This is a genomic window from Pseudomonas sp. R1-15, from assembly GCF_051132085.1.
In the GTDB taxonomy this organism is placed as follows: Bacteria; Pseudomonadota; Gammaproteobacteria; order Pseudomonadales; family Pseudomonadaceae; genus Aquipseudomonas.
In genome coordinates this window covers 2,439,208-2,458,322 of sequence record NZ_CP071660.1, presented here as the reverse complement: position 1 = coordinate 2,458,322, position 19,115 = coordinate 2,439,208, and the positions used below count along the sequence as shown (strand labels likewise).

The window sequence follows — 19,115 nt, the reverse complement described above, 5'->3', positions numbered from 1 at the left end:
ATCATCCGGCAGCCACAAAGCCCCGCTGCAGGTCCTCGATCAACACCTCGACATCCTCCAACCCCACATGCAAGCGCACCACCGGGTTCAACGCCCGATCCTCGGCGCTTTGCCGATCCTGGGTATCGGCAACGGTCACCAGACTCTCGAACCCACCCCAGGACGCCCCCAACCCGAACACCTGCAACGCATCGATAAAACCCTCCAGGTACGCGTCGTCATTTTCGCGAAGCTCAAAAGTCAGCAGTCCATTGCTGCCCTTGAAGTCCCGCAACCACAGACCGTGACCGGGATGATCGGGCAGTGCTGGGTGGAAGACCCGTTTCACCTGCGGCTGCGCCTGCAACCAATGGGCGATCGCCAGTGCCTGGCGCTCATGAGTGTCGAGGCGTGGCGCCAGGGTGCGTGCGCCACGCAGGACCAGATAGGCGTCGTCGGGGCTGACGGTGTTGCCGAAGGTGTCGCTCATGGCCGCCAGTGCTGGCCAAGCCTCCTGGCGCGTGCACACGCTGCCCATGACCACGTCGCTGTGGCCGCTCAGGTACTTGGTCAGGGCCATGATCGAGATGTCTGCGCCCAACGCCAGCGGCCGGTACAGCACGCCCGAACCCCAGGTATTGTCCACGGCCAGCAGGATGCCGCGCGGCTTGCAGAGCGCGGCGATAGCCGGCAAGTCGCAGAGTTCGTACAGCAGTGAGCCGGGCACTTCGGTGTAGACCATCCGGGTGTTGGCTTGCAGCCGTCCGGGCAGGTCGCTGCCGTCGGGGGCAAAATAGCCGACTTCTACGCCGAAGGCTTCGAGGAAATCCCGGGCCACGCGGCGTACCGGCGCATACACCGCATCGGTGATCAGGACATGATCGCCGGGCCGCAGGTAGGCCAGGAAGGTTTGCGCCACGGCAGCCAACCCGGTACCGAACAGCCGGGTGCGGTAGCCGCCCTCCAGTTCGGTAACGAGGTCTTCGAGGGCGAAGGCCGTCGGGTTGCCGCGAGCGCCATAAGTCAGCACTCGCTCGCTGTCGCGCCGGGAACGGGCGTCGCGCATCTGTGCGAGGTTGTCGAACAGCACCGTGCTCAAACGACTGACCGGCACATTGACGGACCGGGCGCCGGTGCCCTTCTCGCTGCGCGCGCCATGAATCAGGCGGGTGCGAAGCCGCGCATCGGCAGCGCTTTGAGGCGGGCCCTGCAACGGGTTGAGGCTGGCGATCTCCGCTTCGTTCATTTGCGCCAGCAGGCCGATTTCCCACGCCAGGTACTGGCGCGCCGCGTCCTTGTTTCCGGAATGCCGGTCGTGAGTGAAAAACAGGAAATCAATGCACTGTTCATCCGGCAACGTGTCGGCGCCTTCTCGTAGCGCCAGGCCGGCCGAGCGCCACGCATCGACCCCGCCATCGAGCCAATGAACATCGGTTCGCGATAGCTCCAGCGCCGCCACGGCCGCCAGCCGAGGATCATCGGCGACCAGCACCAGCGGCCGCCGCTCGCCCGCCAGCGCACCGGCCAGCAAGGGTCGGATTGACCAGCGCGCCCCGGCAATGTGACCTTTGCGATAGGCGTTGCTCGAACGCAGGTCGATCAGCGCCACCGCGTCATCCCTCAGGGCATCCGCCACGGCCTGCGCGCTGATCCCGGGCAGTTCCGCAGGCGCGAAGACGTCTGGAAGCGGTAACGCCAGGCCACTGCTCAAACCGCCCGACAATACAAAAGCTTCATGCCCGAGCTGCCGCAGCCAACTGGCGATGATCGGTGCACGCACGCCGTCGTTGTCAAACAGCACCACCCGCGCCTGACGAACGCCCACATACAGATCGGTGGATTGAATCAACTGTCCGCCCGGCGCGTGCTGCGCGCCCGGCAATGTGCCGGCAGCAAACTCCTCGGCGGTGCGCACGTCGCAGAGAAACAGGCTGCGCCCGGCCTCCGCCGCCCACCGCTCGACCTGGGCAGCCTCGACGGTCGGCACCCCGGCCCGCTCGGCCAGGCGTGTCGCCGCCAGGCGCTGGGTCGGCAATGTGGCGCTCGACACCTGGTCGGCATAACGCCGTTGGCTGCCGTGCTCCAGGTGAAAATCTTCCAGATGCCAACCCTGCGTGCCGTTCTCCAGCGCATAAATCGGGTTTTTCAGACCGAGGTCGATCAGCGTCTGGGCGCCGATGATGCTGCGGGTCCGGCCGGCGCAATTGATCACGATGGGGGTCTGCTCGTCCGGCACCAGATCATGCACGCGGTACCCGAGTTCGCCATTCGGGCAGCAGATCGAACCGGGAATGGTCATCTTGCGATACTCCTCCAGCGGCCGGCCGTCGAGGATCACCAGCGGCTTGCCCCGAGCCTGCCATTGCGCCAGTTGGCGAGCGCTGACGTGAGGCGTGTGACGGACCGCCTCCACCTGCTCGCCGAAAGCCTTGGACGGCACATGCACGCCAGCGAACAGTTGATAGCCGGCGGCCTGCCAACCGTCGGCGCCACCTTCCAGGATGTGCACGTTGGCGTAGCCCAGCACGTGCAGGCGCTGCGCCGCGCGCTCCGCCAGGTCGCCGCCATCCTGGTCATGCAGCACCAACCGGACCTGAAGGTTCGGCGCCAGCCGTCGAGCCTCCAGCTCCAGGCGGCTATAGGGCAGATTCACCCCGAAAAACAGATGGGCTTCGCCGTACTGGCCGTGCTCACGCACGTCAAACAGGGCGATTTCCTGCCCGTCGAACAACCACTGCTGCAGTTGCTGGGGAGTCAAGGTCTGGCTCATGGTAGTCCCGCTGGAAAAAGTGAAAGACTGGAAGGCAAGAGGCCGTCAGGCGTAGGCCTTGATCGACGGCGCCATCTGCGAGGCGTTGTAGTTGAGGATTCGCCCATCGGCTTCGACGCCGTAACGGCCGTTGAGCGACTCCAGCGGCAGGCCATAAAGATGGAAATGCAGGGTCGGTTGCTCGCCTGCGACCCGAATGCCATGCAGGTCCTCGCCAAGGAAAGCGATGGAGGTTCCAGGCTGCACGATCACTTCCTTTTCCAAGTGCAGCGTGGTGAATCCGGGCTCGCGTCCTTCGTCATCACGCTGGTAGACGTAGTTGATTTCCTGACCTTCGATGGCGCTGATGATGGCCCAGGTCTCATGGTTATGGGGGATGGTGCTCTTGCCCGGCAGCAGCGAGTTCAGGTACAGCGTCGGGGTGTCGCCGTCATCGTTGAGGCGATAGCGAAACGCGGTGCTGCCCTGCCCCGGCTGCGGCGCCGGGAACGCCTCGAAATTGAACAGGTCGCGGCGTTCGGCCAGGCCTTCCAGCAGCACGACGATCTGCTTGAGCGCGGCGCGGTCGACGCCACGCTGATGGATGACGCGCACTTGCTTGAGGAAGCCCTCGATCACATCGGCACGGTTACGGGTATTCATGGCAGGTTCCTTTTCAGACGGACAGGCTATAGCGGCTCAGGTTGGTCAACAGATACGGGTCGTCCTGGACGAGAGGCGGCCGGCGCCCCGGGTCGCCCAGGGCGTGGCGCAGGAATTCCCGGGTGCGCTCGCTGGCGGGATGCTGGAAGACTTGGGCGGCGCTACCGTGCTCGACGATCACGCCGTTCTCGGTGAAATAGACGACGTCGCTGATCTCTTCGGCGAAGCGCATTTCATGGGTCACCAGCACGCAGGTCATGCCCTCCTCGGTCAGCTCGCGAATCACCGTCAACACTTCGCCGACGGTTTCCGGATCGAGGGCCGAGGTCACTTCATCGAACAGAATCAGCTCCGGGCGCATCGCCAGCGCGCGGGCGATCGCCACGCGTTGCTGCTGGCCGCCCGAGAGTTGCCCCGGATAGGCGTCGGCCTTGTGCTCCATGCGCACCTTGGCGAGCAAGGCCCGCGCGTCCTTTTCGGCATCGCTGCGGTTGCGACCGAGCACCTTGCGCGGCGCGATCACCAGGTTCTCCAGTACCGACAGGTGCGGGAACAGGTTGTACTGCTGGAACACGAACCCGACGCGCTTGCGCAGTTCGATGCGCTGGGCCTCCTGGGCCAGCGTATGAACCTCGGTGGCACCGACACGGATGCTGCCACGCTGGGGCTGCAGCAGCCCGGTGATGCAACGCAGGATTGTCGACTTGCCCGAGCCGGACGGACCGATGATCGACACGGCCTGACCACGGCGTACGTCCAGGTCGATGCCCTTGAGCACCGGGTTGCTGCCGAACGACAGGTGCAGGTCGCGCAGGCTGACGAGGGGCTCGGCGACGGTTTCAGTAGAAGGCATAACGTCGCTCCAGGTATTGGGTAAGACGGGAAATCGGGTAGCAGTAGGCAAAGAACAGCACCAGCAGGCTCAGGTAGATCAGCACGGTGAAGCCCGTCAGGTTCACGGTGTTGCTGGCGATCTGCGCGGTATCGATCACGTCATGCACGCCCACCAGCGAGGCCAGCGCGGTGCCCATGGTGATCACCGCATAGAGGTTCATCCACGGCGGCAACATGCGCTTGAAGCACTGGGGCAGGATGATCGAGCGAAAAATCTGCCCACGGGTGAACGCCAGGGACCGCGCGGCCTCCCATTGGGTGCTGGGGATCGAGGCGATGGCGCCACGGAAGATTTCCGCGACATTCGCACTGGCCGGCAGGGCCAGGCCGAGGGTCACCTTGACCCAGTCGGGAAACGCGACATAGGCCGTGCCAATGCGAATCTCGAACGGGAACACATAGGTGGTGAAATAGATCAGCACCAGCCAGGGCGCATTACGAAAGACCTGCACCCAGATCCGCGCCGGCCAGTGCAACAGCCGCAGCGGCGACAGCATCATGGCGCCTACCAGCAGCCCCAACACCGAGCCGAGACCGATGGCCAGCAGGCTGATGAGGATGTTCTGGCCAAACCCTGCGACCAACGCCGGCGACCATTGCCACAGCGCCTTGAGCACCGGGCTGTTCGGCGCGAGATAAGCCAGCCAGCACAGCGCTCCCAGCCCCAGCAGCAATTTGCCGAGATGGCGACGCGGCCAGGCCACGGGCAGGACAGCGGAGGAATCAATGGCCATAACCGGGCATCCTTAGGCGGGCTTCGAGCCAGCGCCCGACGCAATTGACGGTAAAACTCAGCAGGCCGAAAAACGCCAGGATCAAAATCATCAACTCCAGCACGTTGTCGCTCTGGGTCCAGATCATGATCGCCGCGTAGGTGATGTCGCCCACCGCGATAGCCGAGGCCACGGCGGTCATTTTCACCAGGTCGATCAGGTTGTTGATCAGCGACGGCAAGGCAAAACGCAGGGCCAGCGGCAGTTGCACGTTCCACAACAATTGGCGGTGGTTGAAAGCCAGTGAACTGGCCGCCTCCAGGGTCACCGTCGGCACCGCTTCGATACCCGCACGCAGGGCCTCGGCGTGGAAGGCGCCTTTGTGCAGCGAAATCACGATCACCACCCACGCGAAGGGCGTCAGCGGGTTGGCCGCGCCGACGGCCTGGGTCAACAGCATGTTCAATACCAGGAAGGCGCAATACAGCTGCACCAGCGTCGGCGTGTTGCGGGTGACTTCGACAAACACTCGCGCAGGTCTGGCCAGCCAAGGCTTGCCGGAGGTCAACAGGGCGGCCAATCCGACACCCGCCAGCAAGCTGCCGGCAATCGTCAGCAGGCACAACCACAGGGTGGTCAGCGCGCCCTGCTCCAGCGTGCCGCGCTGATAGGCGTCGAGCAGGAAGTTGTAGTTGAGGCCGAGCCCGGCGCTCCACTGGACGAGTTGCTCCAGCCAATGGCTCATGGTTCGCTCCTCAATTGGCCGCAGGCATGGGCGATACGCCGACCCGCTTCGGCAACGATTTCGGTCGCCGTGGCGATGGACAGGCGAAACCACGGCGACAAGCCATAAGCACTGCCCGCGACGCCGGCGACGCCCTCTTCCAGCAGATACGCAACCACATCGGCGTCGTGCTGCAGGCGCTGGCCGTCCGGGCGATAGCGCCCCAGCAGCCCGGCGCAGCAGACAAAAACGAAAAAGCCACCTTGCGGCTCAAGTACTTCCAGGCCTGCGACATCACGCAAGCGGCTCACCAGCACATCGCGGCGCTGACGATAGGCCGCGACCTGTTCCGGCAGGAAATCCAGGCCGCCCTCGAACGCCGCCAGCGCCGCCGCCTGGCCAACCGAGGAAGCGCCGGAGGTGGATTGCGATTGGACCACGCTCATGGCGTCGGTCAGCGCCTGCGGCCCGGCCCCGAAACCGATGCGCCAGCCGGTCATGGCATAGGTTTTCGACACCCCGCCCACCACTAGGCACCGTGATTGCAAATCCGGCGCGACATTGAGGAGGCTCTGGATGGCAAACCCGTCGAAACGAATATGTTCGTAGAGTTCATCCAGCAGAATCAGCACGTCGGGATATCGGCCCAGCACCTGGGCCAGGCCTTGCAGTTCGGCTTCGCTGTACAGCGCACCGCTGGGGTTGCCAGGGCTGTTGAGGATCAGCCAGCGAGTGCGCTCGCCGATATGCTGCTCAAGCTGTCGTGGCGTGAGCTTGCAACCCTGCTCCAACCCGCACTCGATGAACACCGGCACGCCGCCATTAAAACGCACGCTGTCCGGAAAAGATGGCCAGTACGGCGTCGGTACCAGCACTTCGTCGCCGTCATCGAGGGTCGCGGCGAAAGCGTTGAAAATGATCTGCTTCGCACCGTTGGCAATCACGATGGAGGCCAGCGGATAGTCCAGTTGGTTCTCCCTGCGCAGCTTGTGTTGCACCGCCACACGCAAGGCTTTCACGCCCGGCGTCGGGGTGTACTTGGTGGCCCCGGCTGCAATGGCGGCACAGGCCGCCTGCTTGATGTGCGCCGGCGTGTCGAAATCCGGCTCGCCGGTGGTCAGGTCGAGAATGTCCCGACCGGCTTCACGCAGGGCCGTGGCACGGGACTTGGCGGCGGCATTGGCGGACAGCGAGACACGCTGCACGCGCTGGGACAGATGGAGCGTCATGGCCGCGCCTCCTCCAGTACCTTGCCCGGATTGAGCAGATTGCGTGGGTCCAGCGCTTGCTTGATCCGGCGCATCAGGTCCAGTTCTACGGCACTTTTGTAGCGCCCCAACTCGTTCACCTTGCGCTGGCCGATGCCGTGTTCGGCACTGATCGAGCCACCATGAGCATGGGCGCTGTCGTGCACCCGCTGACTGAGCGCGGCGTAATGGGCCATGTGTGCATCAATCGTGGAGTCCAGCGGGTGGGCAACGTTGTAATGCAGGTTGCCATCGCCCAGATGCCCGAAGGTGTAATGCCGCACGCCGGGAAAATGCTGCTGGAGCAACGCATCGGTATGGGCAACGAACGCGACGACCTCAGAAATCGGCACCGAGATGTCATGTTTCATGTTGCGACCGGCACGCTTTTGCGCATCGCTGATGTTCTCCCGCAGCTGCCAGAATGCCTGGCTCTGGACGAGGTTCTCGGCGATCAGCGCATCGGCCAGCAGCTGCTGTTCGAAAGCTTCGCCCAGCACCTGTTCGAAGATTTCCCGGGCATGGTTTTCGCTGTGGTTATCCGACAGCTCCAACAGCGCGAACCATGGCTGGCGAGCATTGGCGAAGGGCCGCGGACCATCGGGAAACTGCTCGCGCAACAGCGCAAGACACTCGGCGCTCAGCAACTCGAACGCCGTCAGGCTGGCACCAAAACCGGCACGGGCATGGGACAACAACGCCACCGCCTGCTCCAGCGAGTCGAACGCCAGTAGCGCGGTGGCCTGGGCCTTGGGCAGCGGAAACAGCTTCAGCGTCGCGGCGGTGATAATGCCGAGCGTGCCTTCGCTGCCGATGAACAGGTCCCGCAGGTCGTAGCCGGTATTGTCCTTGCGCAAGCCGCGCAAACCGTTCCAGATTTCACCCTCGGCGGTTACGACTTCCAGGCCCAGGGTCAGTTCACGGGCATTGCCGTAGCGCAGCACCGCGGTGCCGCCGGCGTTGGTCCCCAGGTTGCCGCCGAGGGTGCAACTGCCTTCGGCGCCAAGGCTCAAGGGGAACAGGCGTCCGGCCTGGCGGGCAACGTCCTGGACGGTTTGCAGGATGCAGCCCGCCTCGACGGTGAGGGTGTCGTTGTCGGTGTCCACGGCGCGGATCCGGTTCATCCGATCGAGCAACAGCAATACCGAGCGGCCGCTGTCGTCTGGGGTGGCGCCGCCCATCAATCCGGTGTTGCCGCCCTGCACCACCACCGGCGTAGCCGTCGCGGCGCAAGCCCGGACCACCGCCGCGACTTCTTCGGTGCTGCCCGGATGGACCGCGGCGATTACTCGCCCGACGTAACACCCCTGTTTGTCGGTCAGGTACGGCGCGGCTTCCTCGCCGCGTTGCACATGCCTGGCGCCCAGCAGGGCCTGCAAGGTCGAAAAGAGTGAATGGCTCATGGCTGCGAGGCCAAGGGAGCCGCACCTTGATACCTGGCGTGCAGATCACGCAGGGCCTGGGACGGTGCCATGCCGGTGCGCTCGCCGAGTTCGATCAGCCAACCGCTGCGATGCCAGTCGCGCACGATGGCATCGAGTCTGGCCTGGGTGTCGTGCTCGCCCTTGCGCAGCCAGATCACCGAATTTGAAGGAATCAGGTCCCCCGGCAGCGGGATCTCAAAGCCTGACCACTCGGCTTCGCTCAACAGTGCGTGCATGGTCGGGCTCACGTGCACCGCAGCCACGCAGCCATTGCCGCGAAGCGACAACAGCGACTCGGACTGGCTGCGAAAAGCCTTGATCTGTGCGCCATAGGTTTCTTGCAGCGGCTTGATGAAATTGCTGCCCTGGGACACGCACACCGGTTTGCCCTTGAGGTCGGCCCATTGCGCTATGCCGGCCCCCTTGCGTATCAGCGCCGCGCCACCGACCTCTTCATAAGGTGTCGGCACGTAGTCGAGAATCTCGCCGCGTTCTTCGGTGAACTGCATGTTGGCGATCAGGATGTCGACTTTGCCCTGCTGCAAGAATTGCACGCGGTTCGGCGCAAGCACGGAAACGGTCTGCGTCTCCACCCCCAGCGCCTTGCCGATGCCCTGGGCCAACTCGACGTTGTAGCCCCGGTGCTCGCCGGTCTTGGGGTCGATGGTGCCGAACGGCGCGCCGCTGAGCATCACCCCGACGCTGATGGCGTGGCGCTGCTCGATCTTGTCCAGCGTGGCGTCCGCCTGGGCCAGGCTGGCAGCGCAGCCGGCAGTCAAGGCCAGGCACAGGGCGGCCAGCGTTCGAGGGGAGAAAAATGAAGACATGGGCGATTACCTTGCGCGTCGGTCGAGGGTCGTTGAGAAAGCTGCAAGCGCCGCTGCTCAGGCGCCGTTGGCCTGGAACTGCTTTTGCAACTCGACCAGGGCGGGTGACGCCGGGGTGATGCGATTACGGGCCTGGGCGTCGATCAACCAGCCGCTGCGGTGCAATTGCTTGATGATCGGATCGAGCCTGGCCTGGGTATCGTTTTCGCCTTTGCGCGTCCAGATCACCGAGGGGGCCGGGTTCAGCTCCGGGCTCAGGGCGCGGTAGCCCTGCCATTCGGCGTTGTCGGCAATTAGTGGATTGATCAACGTGGCGTCATGCACGGCGGCAACGCAGTTGTTGCCCCGTAACGCCAGCAGCGACTCCGAGGAGCTCTTGAAGGCCTTGATCTGCACGCCCAACTCGGTGAGCGGCTTGATGTAGCTGCTGCCCTGGGAGGTGCATACCGGTTGATTCTTCAGATCTTCCCAGCGGCTGATCCGGCTGTCCTTGAGCACCGCCGCGGTGCCGCCGACACGGTAGAACGGCGTAGGCACGAACCCGAGGATTTCACCGCGCTCGGTGGTCCATTCCATGTTGGCGATCAACAGATCGACTTTGCCCTGCTGCAGAAACTGCACGCGGTTGGCGGGCAATACCGGCACCAGTTGCACCTCGGCGCCGAGTTGCCGGCCCAGTTCCTGGGCGAGGTCAACGTTGAGGCCGCGAGGTTTCTGGGTAGCGGGGTCAATGCCGCCGAACGGGCCGCCGGACAGCAGCACGCCAACCACCAACTCGTGGCGCTGCTCGATCTTCTCCAGGGTGGCGTCGGCCTGGGCAATGTCGACGGCTGCCAACGAGACCAAGGCGCCCAGCAACACAGGCAGGAGATGTTTGACAGGTGAGCGCTCGAACAACATGGATTTCCCCTCATGGATGATCGGCGTACCCCGACCTGATGAGTGGGCATCCTAGGTACCGCTTGGAGCCAACGGAAATGCAGATATCTCATATCGTTATAACTCGCCCGGTTTGGTTTAAAGGCGAAAAACATATAACCGTTATTTTATTAGCCCACAGCGAAGTTCACGTAAAGGAAATGCAATCAATACATAAAAAACTGTAATGTTTAGGTTTTCAGTCTTGATATGAAGCGATAGCCATGGCGACCCTGGATCTCGAATTGCTGCGCACCTTCATCGCCGTGGTCGATCACCACAGCTTTGCCGAAGCCGGTGCCCGACTGGCCCGCACGCAATCTTCAGTCACCCAGCATATGCAGCGCCTGGAACAGCAGGTCGGGGTCACGTTGTTCGAAAAACGTGGCCGGCAAAAGCAGCTCACCGAAGCGGGCCAGCAGTTGCTGCGGCACGCGCGGCAGATGCTGTCGCTCAACGACGATGCGCTCAATTCCCTGCACGAAAGCAGCCTGAGCGGTGTGTTGCGTATCGGCTCGCCCCACGATATTGCTGACACGATCCTGCCGCCGATCCTCAGCCACATCGCCCGCTCGGCCCCGCGCCTGCGCCTGGAAATCGATGTCGGCCGCAGCCCGTTCCTGATGGACGACCTGCATCGCGGCAAGGTCGACATGGTCATTTCCACCCGCCAGGATCCGAACCTCGAAGGCTTCGCCTTGCGTACCTCACCGGTGTGGTGGATCTGCTCGGCGCAGTACCTCCACAACCCCGCCGAACCGCTGCCGCTGATCCTCGTGGACGAGCCGAGCATCTATCGGCGCTATGCCCTCGAAGCCCTGGAGCGCGCCAATATCCCCTGGCGCCAGGCCTACCTGGCCTCGAACCTGATCGGCATCAAGGCCGCGACCCGCGCCGGCCTGGGCGTCACGCCCCGCAGCATGGAAATGCTCGGCCCGGACATGCGTGTGCTCGGCGAGAACGATGGGCTGCCGCGACTGCCGGATGTGACCTATCACCTGTGGATCCGGCCGAATACCGTCAACGCACTGGTGCGCCGGGCTTATGAGCTGATCAGGAACAATCAGGGGCATTGAGTGATCGCTGCCCAGGCTCAGCGCAATCACCCTATCCAGCGGGCAGACAGGCACGTTCAGTTGGTTGCCGGAGCCCAATCAGTTCTGCTGGACATGCCTGCGCGGTGGCTACGCCCTGGACAGTGCCAGGGCGCATCGCGGATCAATTGACCCTCGATATCGTCCGGGCGTTGAAAGGACTTTTGAGCAGCCGTCATGCCTGCCCTCCCTGTCCATCAGCCAGCGCCGCGCCGTTGAGGTAATGGTCGCCCAGCAGCCGACGCTGGGTCAGCAACACCGGCTCGGCTGCATCCGGCAACGGCCGCGGCAAGCTGCGCCCGGCCAGCTCGAAGAATAGATGCGCACCGACACGCGCCGCCTCGGCAGCAGCCAGACGAAAGGCAATGGCGGACGATTGGGAAGCGTTGGCGCGTTCGAGCAACGCATCGGCGGCGTCGATGCGGATACGCAGGTTGCCGACCGCGGCGACCACCAGGGCTTCATGTCGCGCGCTCTGCCCGCGCAGGTAGTCAAGCAGAGCCGCCTCGACGTGGCGGGCATGGACGAGGTCGCTACGACCCTGGGCGTGTGAATGGGACATGCTCGATACCTCAGTTCCAGGAGTGACGTTGCGGCTTGATGTCGTTGAGAAGCTGGTTGCCGACCAGGTGATATTTCCAGCGCACCGGGTCATGCAGGGTATGGGTCCGCGCATTGCGCCAGAACCGGTCCAGGCCCTGGCTGGCCGAGACGCTGCGCGTGCCGCCCAGCTCCAACAGGCGGCTGGAAGCCTCAAGGGCAATCTCGGTGGACAGCACCTTGGCCTGGCCTACGACCACAGAGGCTTCGGCGACCCGTTCCTCACTGGGCTCGGCAACCGCAAGATCGACCGCTTGGGCCGCGCGCTGCAAAATCGCCTCGGCCGCTTGCAGCCGCCAGGCCAGCTCGCCGATCAGCGCTTGGCCTAGCGGATCCTGCCAACCGTGTTGCAGGCCGCTGTCGACCCAAGGACGCGCCTGGCGGGCGACACGCAGGGTCTCGGCGAAGGCACCCCGGGCAATGCCGGTGTCCACCGCGGCCTGGATGATCTGCGAAATCGGGCCATCGGAAGTGGGCTGGTCATAGGCTTTCCAGGCAGGTACCACGTCGCGGGCAGGCACGCGTACGCCTTCGATGCGCACCTGGCCGCTGGCGGTGATGCGTTGGCCGAAACCGTCCCAACTGTCGATTACCGTCAATCCGGCGGCATCGCGCGGAACCAGCGCGATATGCACATGCCCCGCCTCGTCCACCGCGGCTACCGGCACGATATGAGCGAACAATGCACCGGTGCAGTAGGCCTTTTCGCCGTCGAGTACCGCCGTGTCGCCATCGAAGCGGATCTGCGTCTGGAACGTGGTGACGTATTGGCTTCGCGCTTCGGAAAAGGCGTTACCAAAGCGATAGCCCTGGAGCACCTTGGCGTAGTAGCGCTGCTTCTGCTCTTCGCTGCCGGTCAAGCCGAGATTGCTGAGCACGCCGAAATGGTTTTGCGGCAACTGGCCGAGGGATGAATCGGCCGCGGAAATGATGGCGATCACTTCGCTGAGGGTGACATAGGACACCCCGGCGCCACCGTTGGCCTTCGGCACGCTGATCGCCCACAACCCGCTTTCGGAAAAGCGTTCGAGTTCTTCCCAGGGCAGACGTCGGTCGCGGTCGCGGGTTGCCGCCTCGCGAGTGAAATCCCCGGCCACACGGTGCGCCACCTCGATCGCCTCGGCGTCGCTGCGAATGAGATGGGCCGGGCGCCGAGGCACCGGACGAACCTGCTCGGATGGATCAATAGTCGCTGAATGGCTCATGTGTTGCTCCTTTCGTAACGGGTTCATCAACAGCCAGAGCACAGTCCGTACCAACCCTCTAAACCCTTTTTTTTCAAAGAGTTGTGAACCAGCAGCGGGCTGGACAAAGCCCCTGCAACAGCAAACTGCGGATTCACTGTTGCCCACAAGACAGCGGGAAACCGGCACTCAACCGGTCTTGCCGCCCAGATAGAAATGCTGGATGTCTTCCCGCGCCGCCAACTCCGCACCGCTGCCCTCACCCACGACCCGACCGTTTTCCAGGACGTAGGCGTAGGTGGCATGGCGCAGCGCAACGTTGATGTTCTGTTCGGCCACCAGGAAGCTCATGCCTTCCTGGACATTGAGCTGGGCGACGATGGCAAAAATCTCCTCGACGAGGATCGGCGCCAGCCCCATCGAAGGTTCATCCAGCAATACCAGCCGAGGTCGGGTCATCAGCGCCCGGCCGATGGCAAGCATCTGCTGCTCGCCGCCGGATGTCAGCCCGGCCTGGGTCTTGCGCTTGGTCTTGAGACGAGGGAACCAGGCGTAGATGCGCTCCAGACCCTGTTCCAGTTCCCGGCGCGTCGGGTTACGCAGGAAACCGCCGGTACGCAGGTTGTCCTCGACGGTCAGGTGGGCGAACACGTGGCGCCCCTCCAGCACATGGACAATGCCTTGGCGGGCCAGCAGGTTGGCGGCGACGCCGGCGGTATCCTGCCCCTGGAAAGTGATCCGGCCGCGGCTGACTTGCGCACGGTCAGCCTGGACCAACCCGGAAATGGCCTTGAGCGTGGTGCTCTTGCCAGCCCCGTTGGCGCCCAGCAGCGCAACGATGTCGCCCTGCCCGATCCGCAGGGAAACCCCGGCCACGGCGAGGATCGCGCCGTCGTAGATGACTTCGATGTCGTGCACCGCCAGCAACTCGCTGCTTGCGGTGCCCGCAAGGGCCGCAATGGTCATGGATTCTTCCTCCTCGTGCGCACGGCTACTGCGCCGCGCAATCGCGGGCCGTTACGCCCTTTTCTTTCGCATACTCGGCGGCCTTGGCGTCGATCAATGGGCGCAACGTCGCGCGGTCGGCCTGGACCCAGTCGGTGATCAGTTTCCATTGCTGGCCGTCCCATTGTTGTACCTTGGCTGCCCCGCCACCTTCATGGTCGCTGCAAGACAGCTCCAGCGGCTGCATCAGTCCAAGGAAACCGATCTCCCTGAGACGCGCGTCATCGAGGTCGAGATGCTCCAGGCCCCAGCGACCTTCCTCACCGTTGAGCGGACGATTGCCGAACTTCTTCTGCCCGGTGCGGATCGCCTCGACGGCAATGGCGGCATTCACCAGGCCGGAGTTGTAATAGACGCTGCCGAAACTCTTCGGATCCTTGAGATCGCTCTTGCCGGTATCGAGGATGTACTGGCGAATGCGTTGGTGGATGTCGAAATCGGCACCGCCTGGATAGGGTGTCAACGCCAGGTAGCCCTTGCCGGCCTCGCCGGCCGGCAACACGTCCTCGTTGGAACTGGCCCAGATGTCACCGACGATGCGCTCCACCGGGTAGCCGAAACGCGCCGCGGTCTTGATCGCCACCGGCGTGGATACACCCCAGGTACGCAGGAACACCCAGTCCGGCTTGAGCTGCCGCACCTGGCGCCACTGCCCGGCCTGTTCGTTGCCCGGATCCGCCACCGCGATCTGGATGTTCTCGAAGCCATACTTCTGCGCCAGCAGGGCCAGCGGCCCCTGGGTTTCCCGACCATAGGCCGAGTCATGGTAGACGGTGGCGATCTTCTTGCCCTTGAGCCTGTCCAGCCCGCCCTCGCGCTCAGCCACGTAATTGATGAATGCCGAGGCCTCGCTGTAGAACGTCAGCATGGCCGGGAAATTGTAGGGAAACACCCTGCCATCGGTGGCCTCGGTACGGCCATAGCCGAGGGTGATCAGCGGAATCCGGTCGGCTTCGGCCTTGTCCGCGAGGGCATAGGCCGCCGGTGCACCGTTGGGCTGGTAGACCGCCACCGGCGCGCCGTTGAGGCCGTTCTTGAAGCGCTCGTAGCACTCGATGCCTTTTTCCGCCGTCCATTCGGTCTCGCACTCCTGCCAGACCAGCTTGACGCCGTTGATCCCGCCTTCCACCTCGTTGATGTAGCGCAGATAGTCGATCATTCCGGCCCACACCGGAATGCCGCTGGAGGCATAGGCGCCGACCCGGTAGGTGGCCAGGGGGAAGAACTGTTCGTTGGCCGCCTGGGCAACCGGTACCAGCGTTGCGCAGGCACCCAGTGCCAGGCCGATGGCAGCGAGGCTGCGTTTTAAAGTTACATGCATGTTGGTCTTCTCGATTGGGTCTTGTGCAGTGTTGGAAACCTCCTTTCCCTCGGTAGGGTCAAGGTTCGTTGGGTTGTGGGAAGGCGCTCAGAACCGCAGCGGCCAGACCCTGATGCGTTCACGCAGGTCGCCTAGCAGGCGTGCCAGCCCTTCCGGCTCCTTGATCAGGAACCAGATGATCAGGCCACCAAAGAGCACCTTCTGCAGGTTCTGCAGTTGCCCGGCGTCGACGTTGCCGTTGAACAGCCATAGGCCGGCATGGCTGAGCAGGATCGGCACGAGGCTGATGAAGGCCGCGCCGATGAAGCTGCCGGCAATGCTGCCCATGCCACCGATAATGATGATGAACAGAATCTGGAACGAACGATTGATGTCGAAGCTGCCTGCACTGGCCGTCCCCAGGTACGCGAACGCCCAGAGCGCCCCGGCGATTCCGAGGTAGAACGAACTGACGGCGAAGGCCATGCGCTTGTCGCGCTCCACCGCGATCCCGATGACAGCGGCAGCGGTGTCCATGTCTCGGATGGCCATCCAGTTGCGGCCAATCTGGCTGCGCACCAGGTTGACCGCCACCCAGGTCAACAGCACCACGCAACTGAGGGTCAACAGGTAGCGACCGACCGGGGTGCCGAGGTTATGGCCTAACAGCTCCAGGCGTGGCGCGCTGATGGTGCCGGACGAGGCGTAGTTGTAGAACCAGGGGAATTTGGCAAACACCCATTCTAGGAAGAACTGTGAGGCCAGCGTGGTGACCATCAGGTAAAAACCCTTGATCCGAGAACTGGGGATGCCGAACAGCAGCCCGACCAACCCGGCAATTACCCCACCGCCAAGCAGCGCCAATGGCAACGGCAGCCCGGGCACGCGCAGCAGCAGGCCGTATGTGGCGAACGCGCCCACGGCCATGAAGCCGGCGGCGCCGACCGAGGTCTGGCCGGTGTAGCCGGTCAACAGGTTCAGCCCCACGCCTGCCAGCGACAGCACCAGGAAGGGAATCAGGATCGCGTTGAGCCAATAGTCGTTGCCCAGCCACGGCAACCCGATAAAAGCCACCAGTAGCAGCAACAAGAGGCCCGGCCGCCAACGCCGGCGCACCAGGGTCAGGGGTGAGTCGTCAAAGCTGGCAGTGAGGCGCGCAACAGTAGCGGTCATGGCGTCATACCCGTTCAATGATCCGGTCGCCGAACAGGCCGGACGGACGGATGTAGAGGAAGATCAAGGCGAGGAAATAGGCGAACCAGGGCGTGATGCCTCCGCCGATCAGCGGGCCGATGTAAGCCTCGGCAAGATTCTCCGCCGCACCGACGATCAGCCCGCCGACGATGGCCCCGCCGATCGAGGTGAAGCCGCCGATGATCAGCACCGGCAGCGCTTTGAGCACCACCAGCGAAAGCGAGAACTGCACGCCCTGCCGCGCGCCCCAGAGCAACCCGGCGACCAGGCCGACCACCCCGGCCACGGCCCAGACAATCTGCCAGATGTGATTGAGGTTGATGCCCAGCGACAACGCCGCACGGGTATCATCGGCCACGGCGCGCAGGGCGATCCCGATGCGGGTCTGGTTGAACAGCAAGGCCAGCACCGCCACCGTCAGTCCGGACACCGCGGCCGCCATCAAGTCGAACTGGCTGACCATGATCTCCCCCACGAACAGCGGGACGTCCTCGATGCCCAGGTCCAGCGCACGCACCTGGGCGCCCATCAGTCCTTGGGCCAGGCCCTCGATGATAAACGACAGGCCGAGGGTGGCCATGAACAGGGTGATCTGCGATCGGTTGACCAACGGCCGTAGCACCAGGCGCTCGATCAACAATGCGCCGACGATCATCACCAGCACCGTCAGGACCAACGCGAGGGCAAAAGACAGGCCCTGCTCACGCAAGCTGACGAAGGTCAGCGCGGCGAACAGCAGCATCGCGCCCTGAGCAAAATTGAACACGCCGCTGGCCTTGTAGATCAGCACGAAACCGATGGCCACCAGTGAATACAGAGTGCCGGCCAGCAGCCCGCCAACCAGGGTTTCCAGAAAGAAATTCATGAGTGCGAGGCCCCCAGGTAAGCGGCGATCACATCGGGGTTGGCCTGCACCTGCGCGGGCGTGCCGTCACCGACCTTGCGTCCGTAGTCCAGCACCACCACATGGCTGGACAGCCCCATGACCACCGGAATGTCGTGTTCAATGAGAATCACCGTGGTGCCAAGGTCGCGATTGATATCGACGATGAAGCGGCTCATCTCCTGTTTTTCTTCAGCGTTCATGCCAGCCATCGGTTCGTCGAGCAACAGCAGGGTCGGCTGCGCGATCAGTGCCCGGCCCAGCTCCACGCGTTTCTGTAAACCGTAGGCGAGGCTGCCCACCGCGACGTCACGCCAGGCCTGCAGTTCGAGGAATTCCAGCACCTGCTCGGCCCGCTCGGCGAACGCCCGCGCCTCGCGCCGGGCGCGCGGCAAGCCCAAGGCCTGCTCGAGAAAAAACGTACGCTGCAAGCGCGACAGGCCAGTAAGCAGGTTGTCCACCACGCTCATTTTCTTGAACAGCGCGTTGTTCTGGAACGTCCGGCCGATACCAAGCCGCGCCGCTTTCAGTGGATGCGGACGGCGCAACGGTTCGGCAGCGAAGAACACCTGGCCGGCATCGGCCCGGTAGACCCCGTTGAGGATGTTCAGCAACGAACTATTGCCCGCACCGTTCGGCCCGATCAACGCGCAGATCTCGCCAAGCCTGACGCTGAACGAGAGGTCGGAAATCGCTTTCACGCCCCTGAACGACAGCGACACATTACGCACCTCCAACAGCGCATTCATGCTGCTCGCTCCAGATATTCCTGCAACCAGGCCTGGCGCGCCGAGCCTTGCAACAAGGCGTCTGCGGGCGCGCTTGGCACCTCGATCCGGCGCAGCCGCTGGAACCCGAGCAGACGCCGCACCCGCGACTTGAGCCAGCGGCGCAGGCCACGTCGCGGATCATCCAGGGTCCATTCGCAGAGGCGTCGCCGCCAACTGCCCGCAATCGGCAGCCGGGCTTCGATTTCCGCCGCCAGCGAGTCGACTCGCGCAGCGGACAACAGCAAGGCCGTCGGGGCAATCTCGCGGCGATCGCGGCTGGCCGATTCGCGAGCTTCCGGAAAGGCCAGGCCTTCACCGCCCTCCAGCCAGCGACGGAACAGATGAGTCAGCCCATCACGCCATTCAGTGCCCTCATCGATCCATACCACCGCGTCCTTGGCGACCTGGGCCCAGCCCTGGCGCTGCGCTGCCGGCGCCTCGGTGACGAACAGCACCGACAGTGACTGCACCTGCCACAGGCCACGACGCGCCGCACTGGCCTGGGCCGAATACAGCCGCAGCGGCCACTCTTCATCCAGGCCGCACTGCAGCCAGTGCGAGACACTTTCGCGGCGCTGGACAAAGGCGAACGCCGGGCGGATCAAACGTAACTGGCGTTGCAGATCCTCGCCCTGACTGTCGCGGTCGACGACCACGCTGTGTCCACCCAGCTGGCGCGCCGCCAATGTCAGGATCAGCAGGCTCGGCTCGAAGGCACCGCTCAATGCCAACCGCGCGCCAGGGGCGAAGCCTTGTTGGCGCAGGCCATCGCAAACCCGCTCGACCTCGCGTTGCACATCGATCCATCGCCAGGCCTTCCAGGCGCCGAGGCGTCGATGACGCATGGCGATCTGCGTCGGACGCTCCCTGGCCCAGCGCTGCAACGCCACGAGGGCGCTGTCCGTCACGCTTTCGGGCAATGGAGCATTGACTTCGAAAATACTCAT

At 63.9% G+C, this 19,115-nt stretch carries 18 protein-coding genes; 1 reads left to right on the top strand and 17 read right to left on the bottom strand.

Features of this window, described 5'->3' with window-relative positions:
- Position 1: 1 nt before the first annotated feature.
- From metC to J3P97_RS11300, 9 genes are read right to left on the bottom strand one after another with little or no spacing between them, the layout of a single operon-like run.
- Complete coding sequence (metC, locus tag J3P97_RS11340; RefSeq protein WP_434674170.1) at positions 2-2,749, bottom strand: cystathionine beta-lyase; 2,748 nt, start codon at positions 2,747-2,749, stop codon at positions 2-4.
- 45 nt (positions 2,750-2,794) lie between these two features.
- Entirely contained in the window at positions 2,795-3,391 is a 597-nt protein-coding gene (locus tag J3P97_RS11335) for a cysteine dioxygenase (protein ID WP_434568792.1), read from the bottom strand.
- Between the two features lie 13 nt (positions 3,392-3,404).
- Positions 3,405-4,244: an amino acid ABC transporter ATP-binding protein gene (locus tag J3P97_RS11330; protein WP_434568793.1), complete on the bottom strand. Its 840-nt coding sequence runs from the start codon at positions 4,242-4,244 to the stop codon at positions 3,405-3,407.
- Positions 4,231-5,019: an amino acid ABC transporter permease gene (locus J3P97_RS11325; protein WP_434674169.1), complete on the bottom strand. Its 789-nt coding sequence runs from the start codon at positions 5,017-5,019 to the stop codon at positions 4,231-4,233. The genes J3P97_RS11330 and J3P97_RS11325 overlap by 14 nt, the downstream gene beginning before the upstream one ends.
- Entirely contained in the window at positions 5,009-5,743 is a 735-nt protein-coding gene (locus J3P97_RS11320) for an amino acid ABC transporter permease (protein ID WP_434604430.1), read from the bottom strand. The genes J3P97_RS11325 and J3P97_RS11320 overlap by 11 nt, the downstream gene beginning before the upstream one ends.
- Positions 5,740-6,951 (bottom strand): aminotransferase class I/II-fold pyridoxal phosphate-dependent enzyme, encoded by a 1,212-nt coding sequence (locus J3P97_RS11315; protein WP_434674168.1) that lies wholly within the window; start codon positions 6,949-6,951, stop codon positions 5,740-5,742. Before J3P97_RS11315 ends, J3P97_RS11320 begins: the two co-directional genes overlap by 4 nt.
- Positions 6,948-8,372: an FAD-binding oxidoreductase gene (locus J3P97_RS11310; protein ID WP_434674167.1), complete on the bottom strand. Its 1,425-nt coding sequence runs from the start codon at positions 8,370-8,372 to the stop codon at positions 6,948-6,950. Before J3P97_RS11310 ends, J3P97_RS11315 begins: the two co-directional genes overlap by 4 nt.
- Positions 8,369-9,220: a transporter substrate-binding domain-containing protein gene (locus J3P97_RS11305; RefSeq protein ID WP_434674166.1), complete on the bottom strand. Its 852-nt coding sequence runs from the start codon at positions 9,218-9,220 to the stop codon at positions 8,369-8,371. Before J3P97_RS11305 ends, J3P97_RS11310 begins: the two co-directional genes overlap by 4 nt.
- 57 nt (positions 9,221-9,277) lie before the next feature.
- Positions 9,278-10,120, bottom strand: coding sequence for a transporter substrate-binding domain-containing protein (locus J3P97_RS11300; RefSeq protein WP_434674165.1), 843 nt, complete (start codon positions 10,118-10,120; stop codon positions 9,278-9,280).
- A 242-nt stretch (positions 10,121-10,362) separates the two neighbouring features.
- On the opposite strand from J3P97_RS11300, the gene J3P97_RS11295 reads away from it, so the two are divergent.
- Positions 10,363-11,214, top strand: coding sequence for a LysR substrate-binding domain-containing protein (locus J3P97_RS11295; protein WP_434674164.1), 852 nt, complete (start codon positions 10,363-10,365; stop codon positions 11,212-11,214).
- A 193-nt stretch (positions 11,215-11,407) separates the two neighbouring features.
- On the opposite strand, the gene J3P97_RS11290 is transcribed toward J3P97_RS11295, so the two are convergent.
- The 8 genes from J3P97_RS11290 to J3P97_RS11255 all read right to left on the bottom strand — a co-directional run bounded on the left by J3P97_RS11290 (position 11,408) and on the right by J3P97_RS11255 (position 19,115).
- Positions 11,408-11,794, bottom strand: a complete 387-nt coding sequence (locus J3P97_RS11290) for a hypothetical protein (protein ID WP_434674163.1) — start codon at positions 11,792-11,794, stop codon at positions 11,408-11,410.
- Positions 11,795-11,804: 10 nt separating this feature from the next.
- Complete coding sequence (locus J3P97_RS11285) at positions 11,805-13,037, bottom strand: SfnB family sulfur acquisition oxidoreductase (protein ID WP_434674162.1); 1,233 nt, start codon at positions 13,035-13,037, stop codon at positions 11,805-11,807.
- Positions 13,038-13,205: 168 nt separating this feature from the next.
- Positions 13,206-13,982 (bottom strand): ABC transporter ATP-binding protein, encoded by a 777-nt coding sequence (locus J3P97_RS11280; protein WP_434674161.1) that lies wholly within the window; start codon positions 13,980-13,982, stop codon positions 13,206-13,208.
- 25 nt (positions 13,983-14,007) lie between these two features.
- Complete coding sequence (locus tag J3P97_RS11275) at positions 14,008-15,342, bottom strand: ABC transporter substrate-binding protein (RefSeq protein ID WP_434674160.1); 1,335 nt, start codon at positions 15,340-15,342, stop codon at positions 14,008-14,010.
- Between the two features lie 87 nt (positions 15,343-15,429).
- On the bottom strand, positions 15,430-16,494 hold the full coding sequence (locus J3P97_RS11270) for a branched-chain amino acid ABC transporter permease (RefSeq protein WP_434674159.1): 1,065 nt from the start codon (positions 16,492-16,494) through the stop codon (positions 15,430-15,432).
- 4 nt (positions 16,495-16,498) lie between these two features.
- Positions 16,499-17,380: a branched-chain amino acid ABC transporter permease gene (locus J3P97_RS11265; RefSeq protein ID WP_434674158.1), complete on the bottom strand. Its 882-nt coding sequence runs from the start codon at positions 17,378-17,380 to the stop codon at positions 16,499-16,501.
- Positions 17,377-18,147, bottom strand: a complete 771-nt coding sequence (locus J3P97_RS11260; RefSeq protein ID WP_434674157.1) for an ABC transporter ATP-binding protein — start codon at positions 18,145-18,147, stop codon at positions 17,377-17,379. Before J3P97_RS11260 ends, J3P97_RS11265 begins: the two co-directional genes overlap by 4 nt.
- Positions 18,144-19,115, bottom strand: a complete 972-nt coding sequence (locus J3P97_RS11255) for an AMP-binding protein (RefSeq protein ID WP_434674156.1) — start codon at positions 19,113-19,115, stop codon at positions 18,144-18,146. Before J3P97_RS11255 ends, J3P97_RS11260 begins: the two co-directional genes overlap by 4 nt.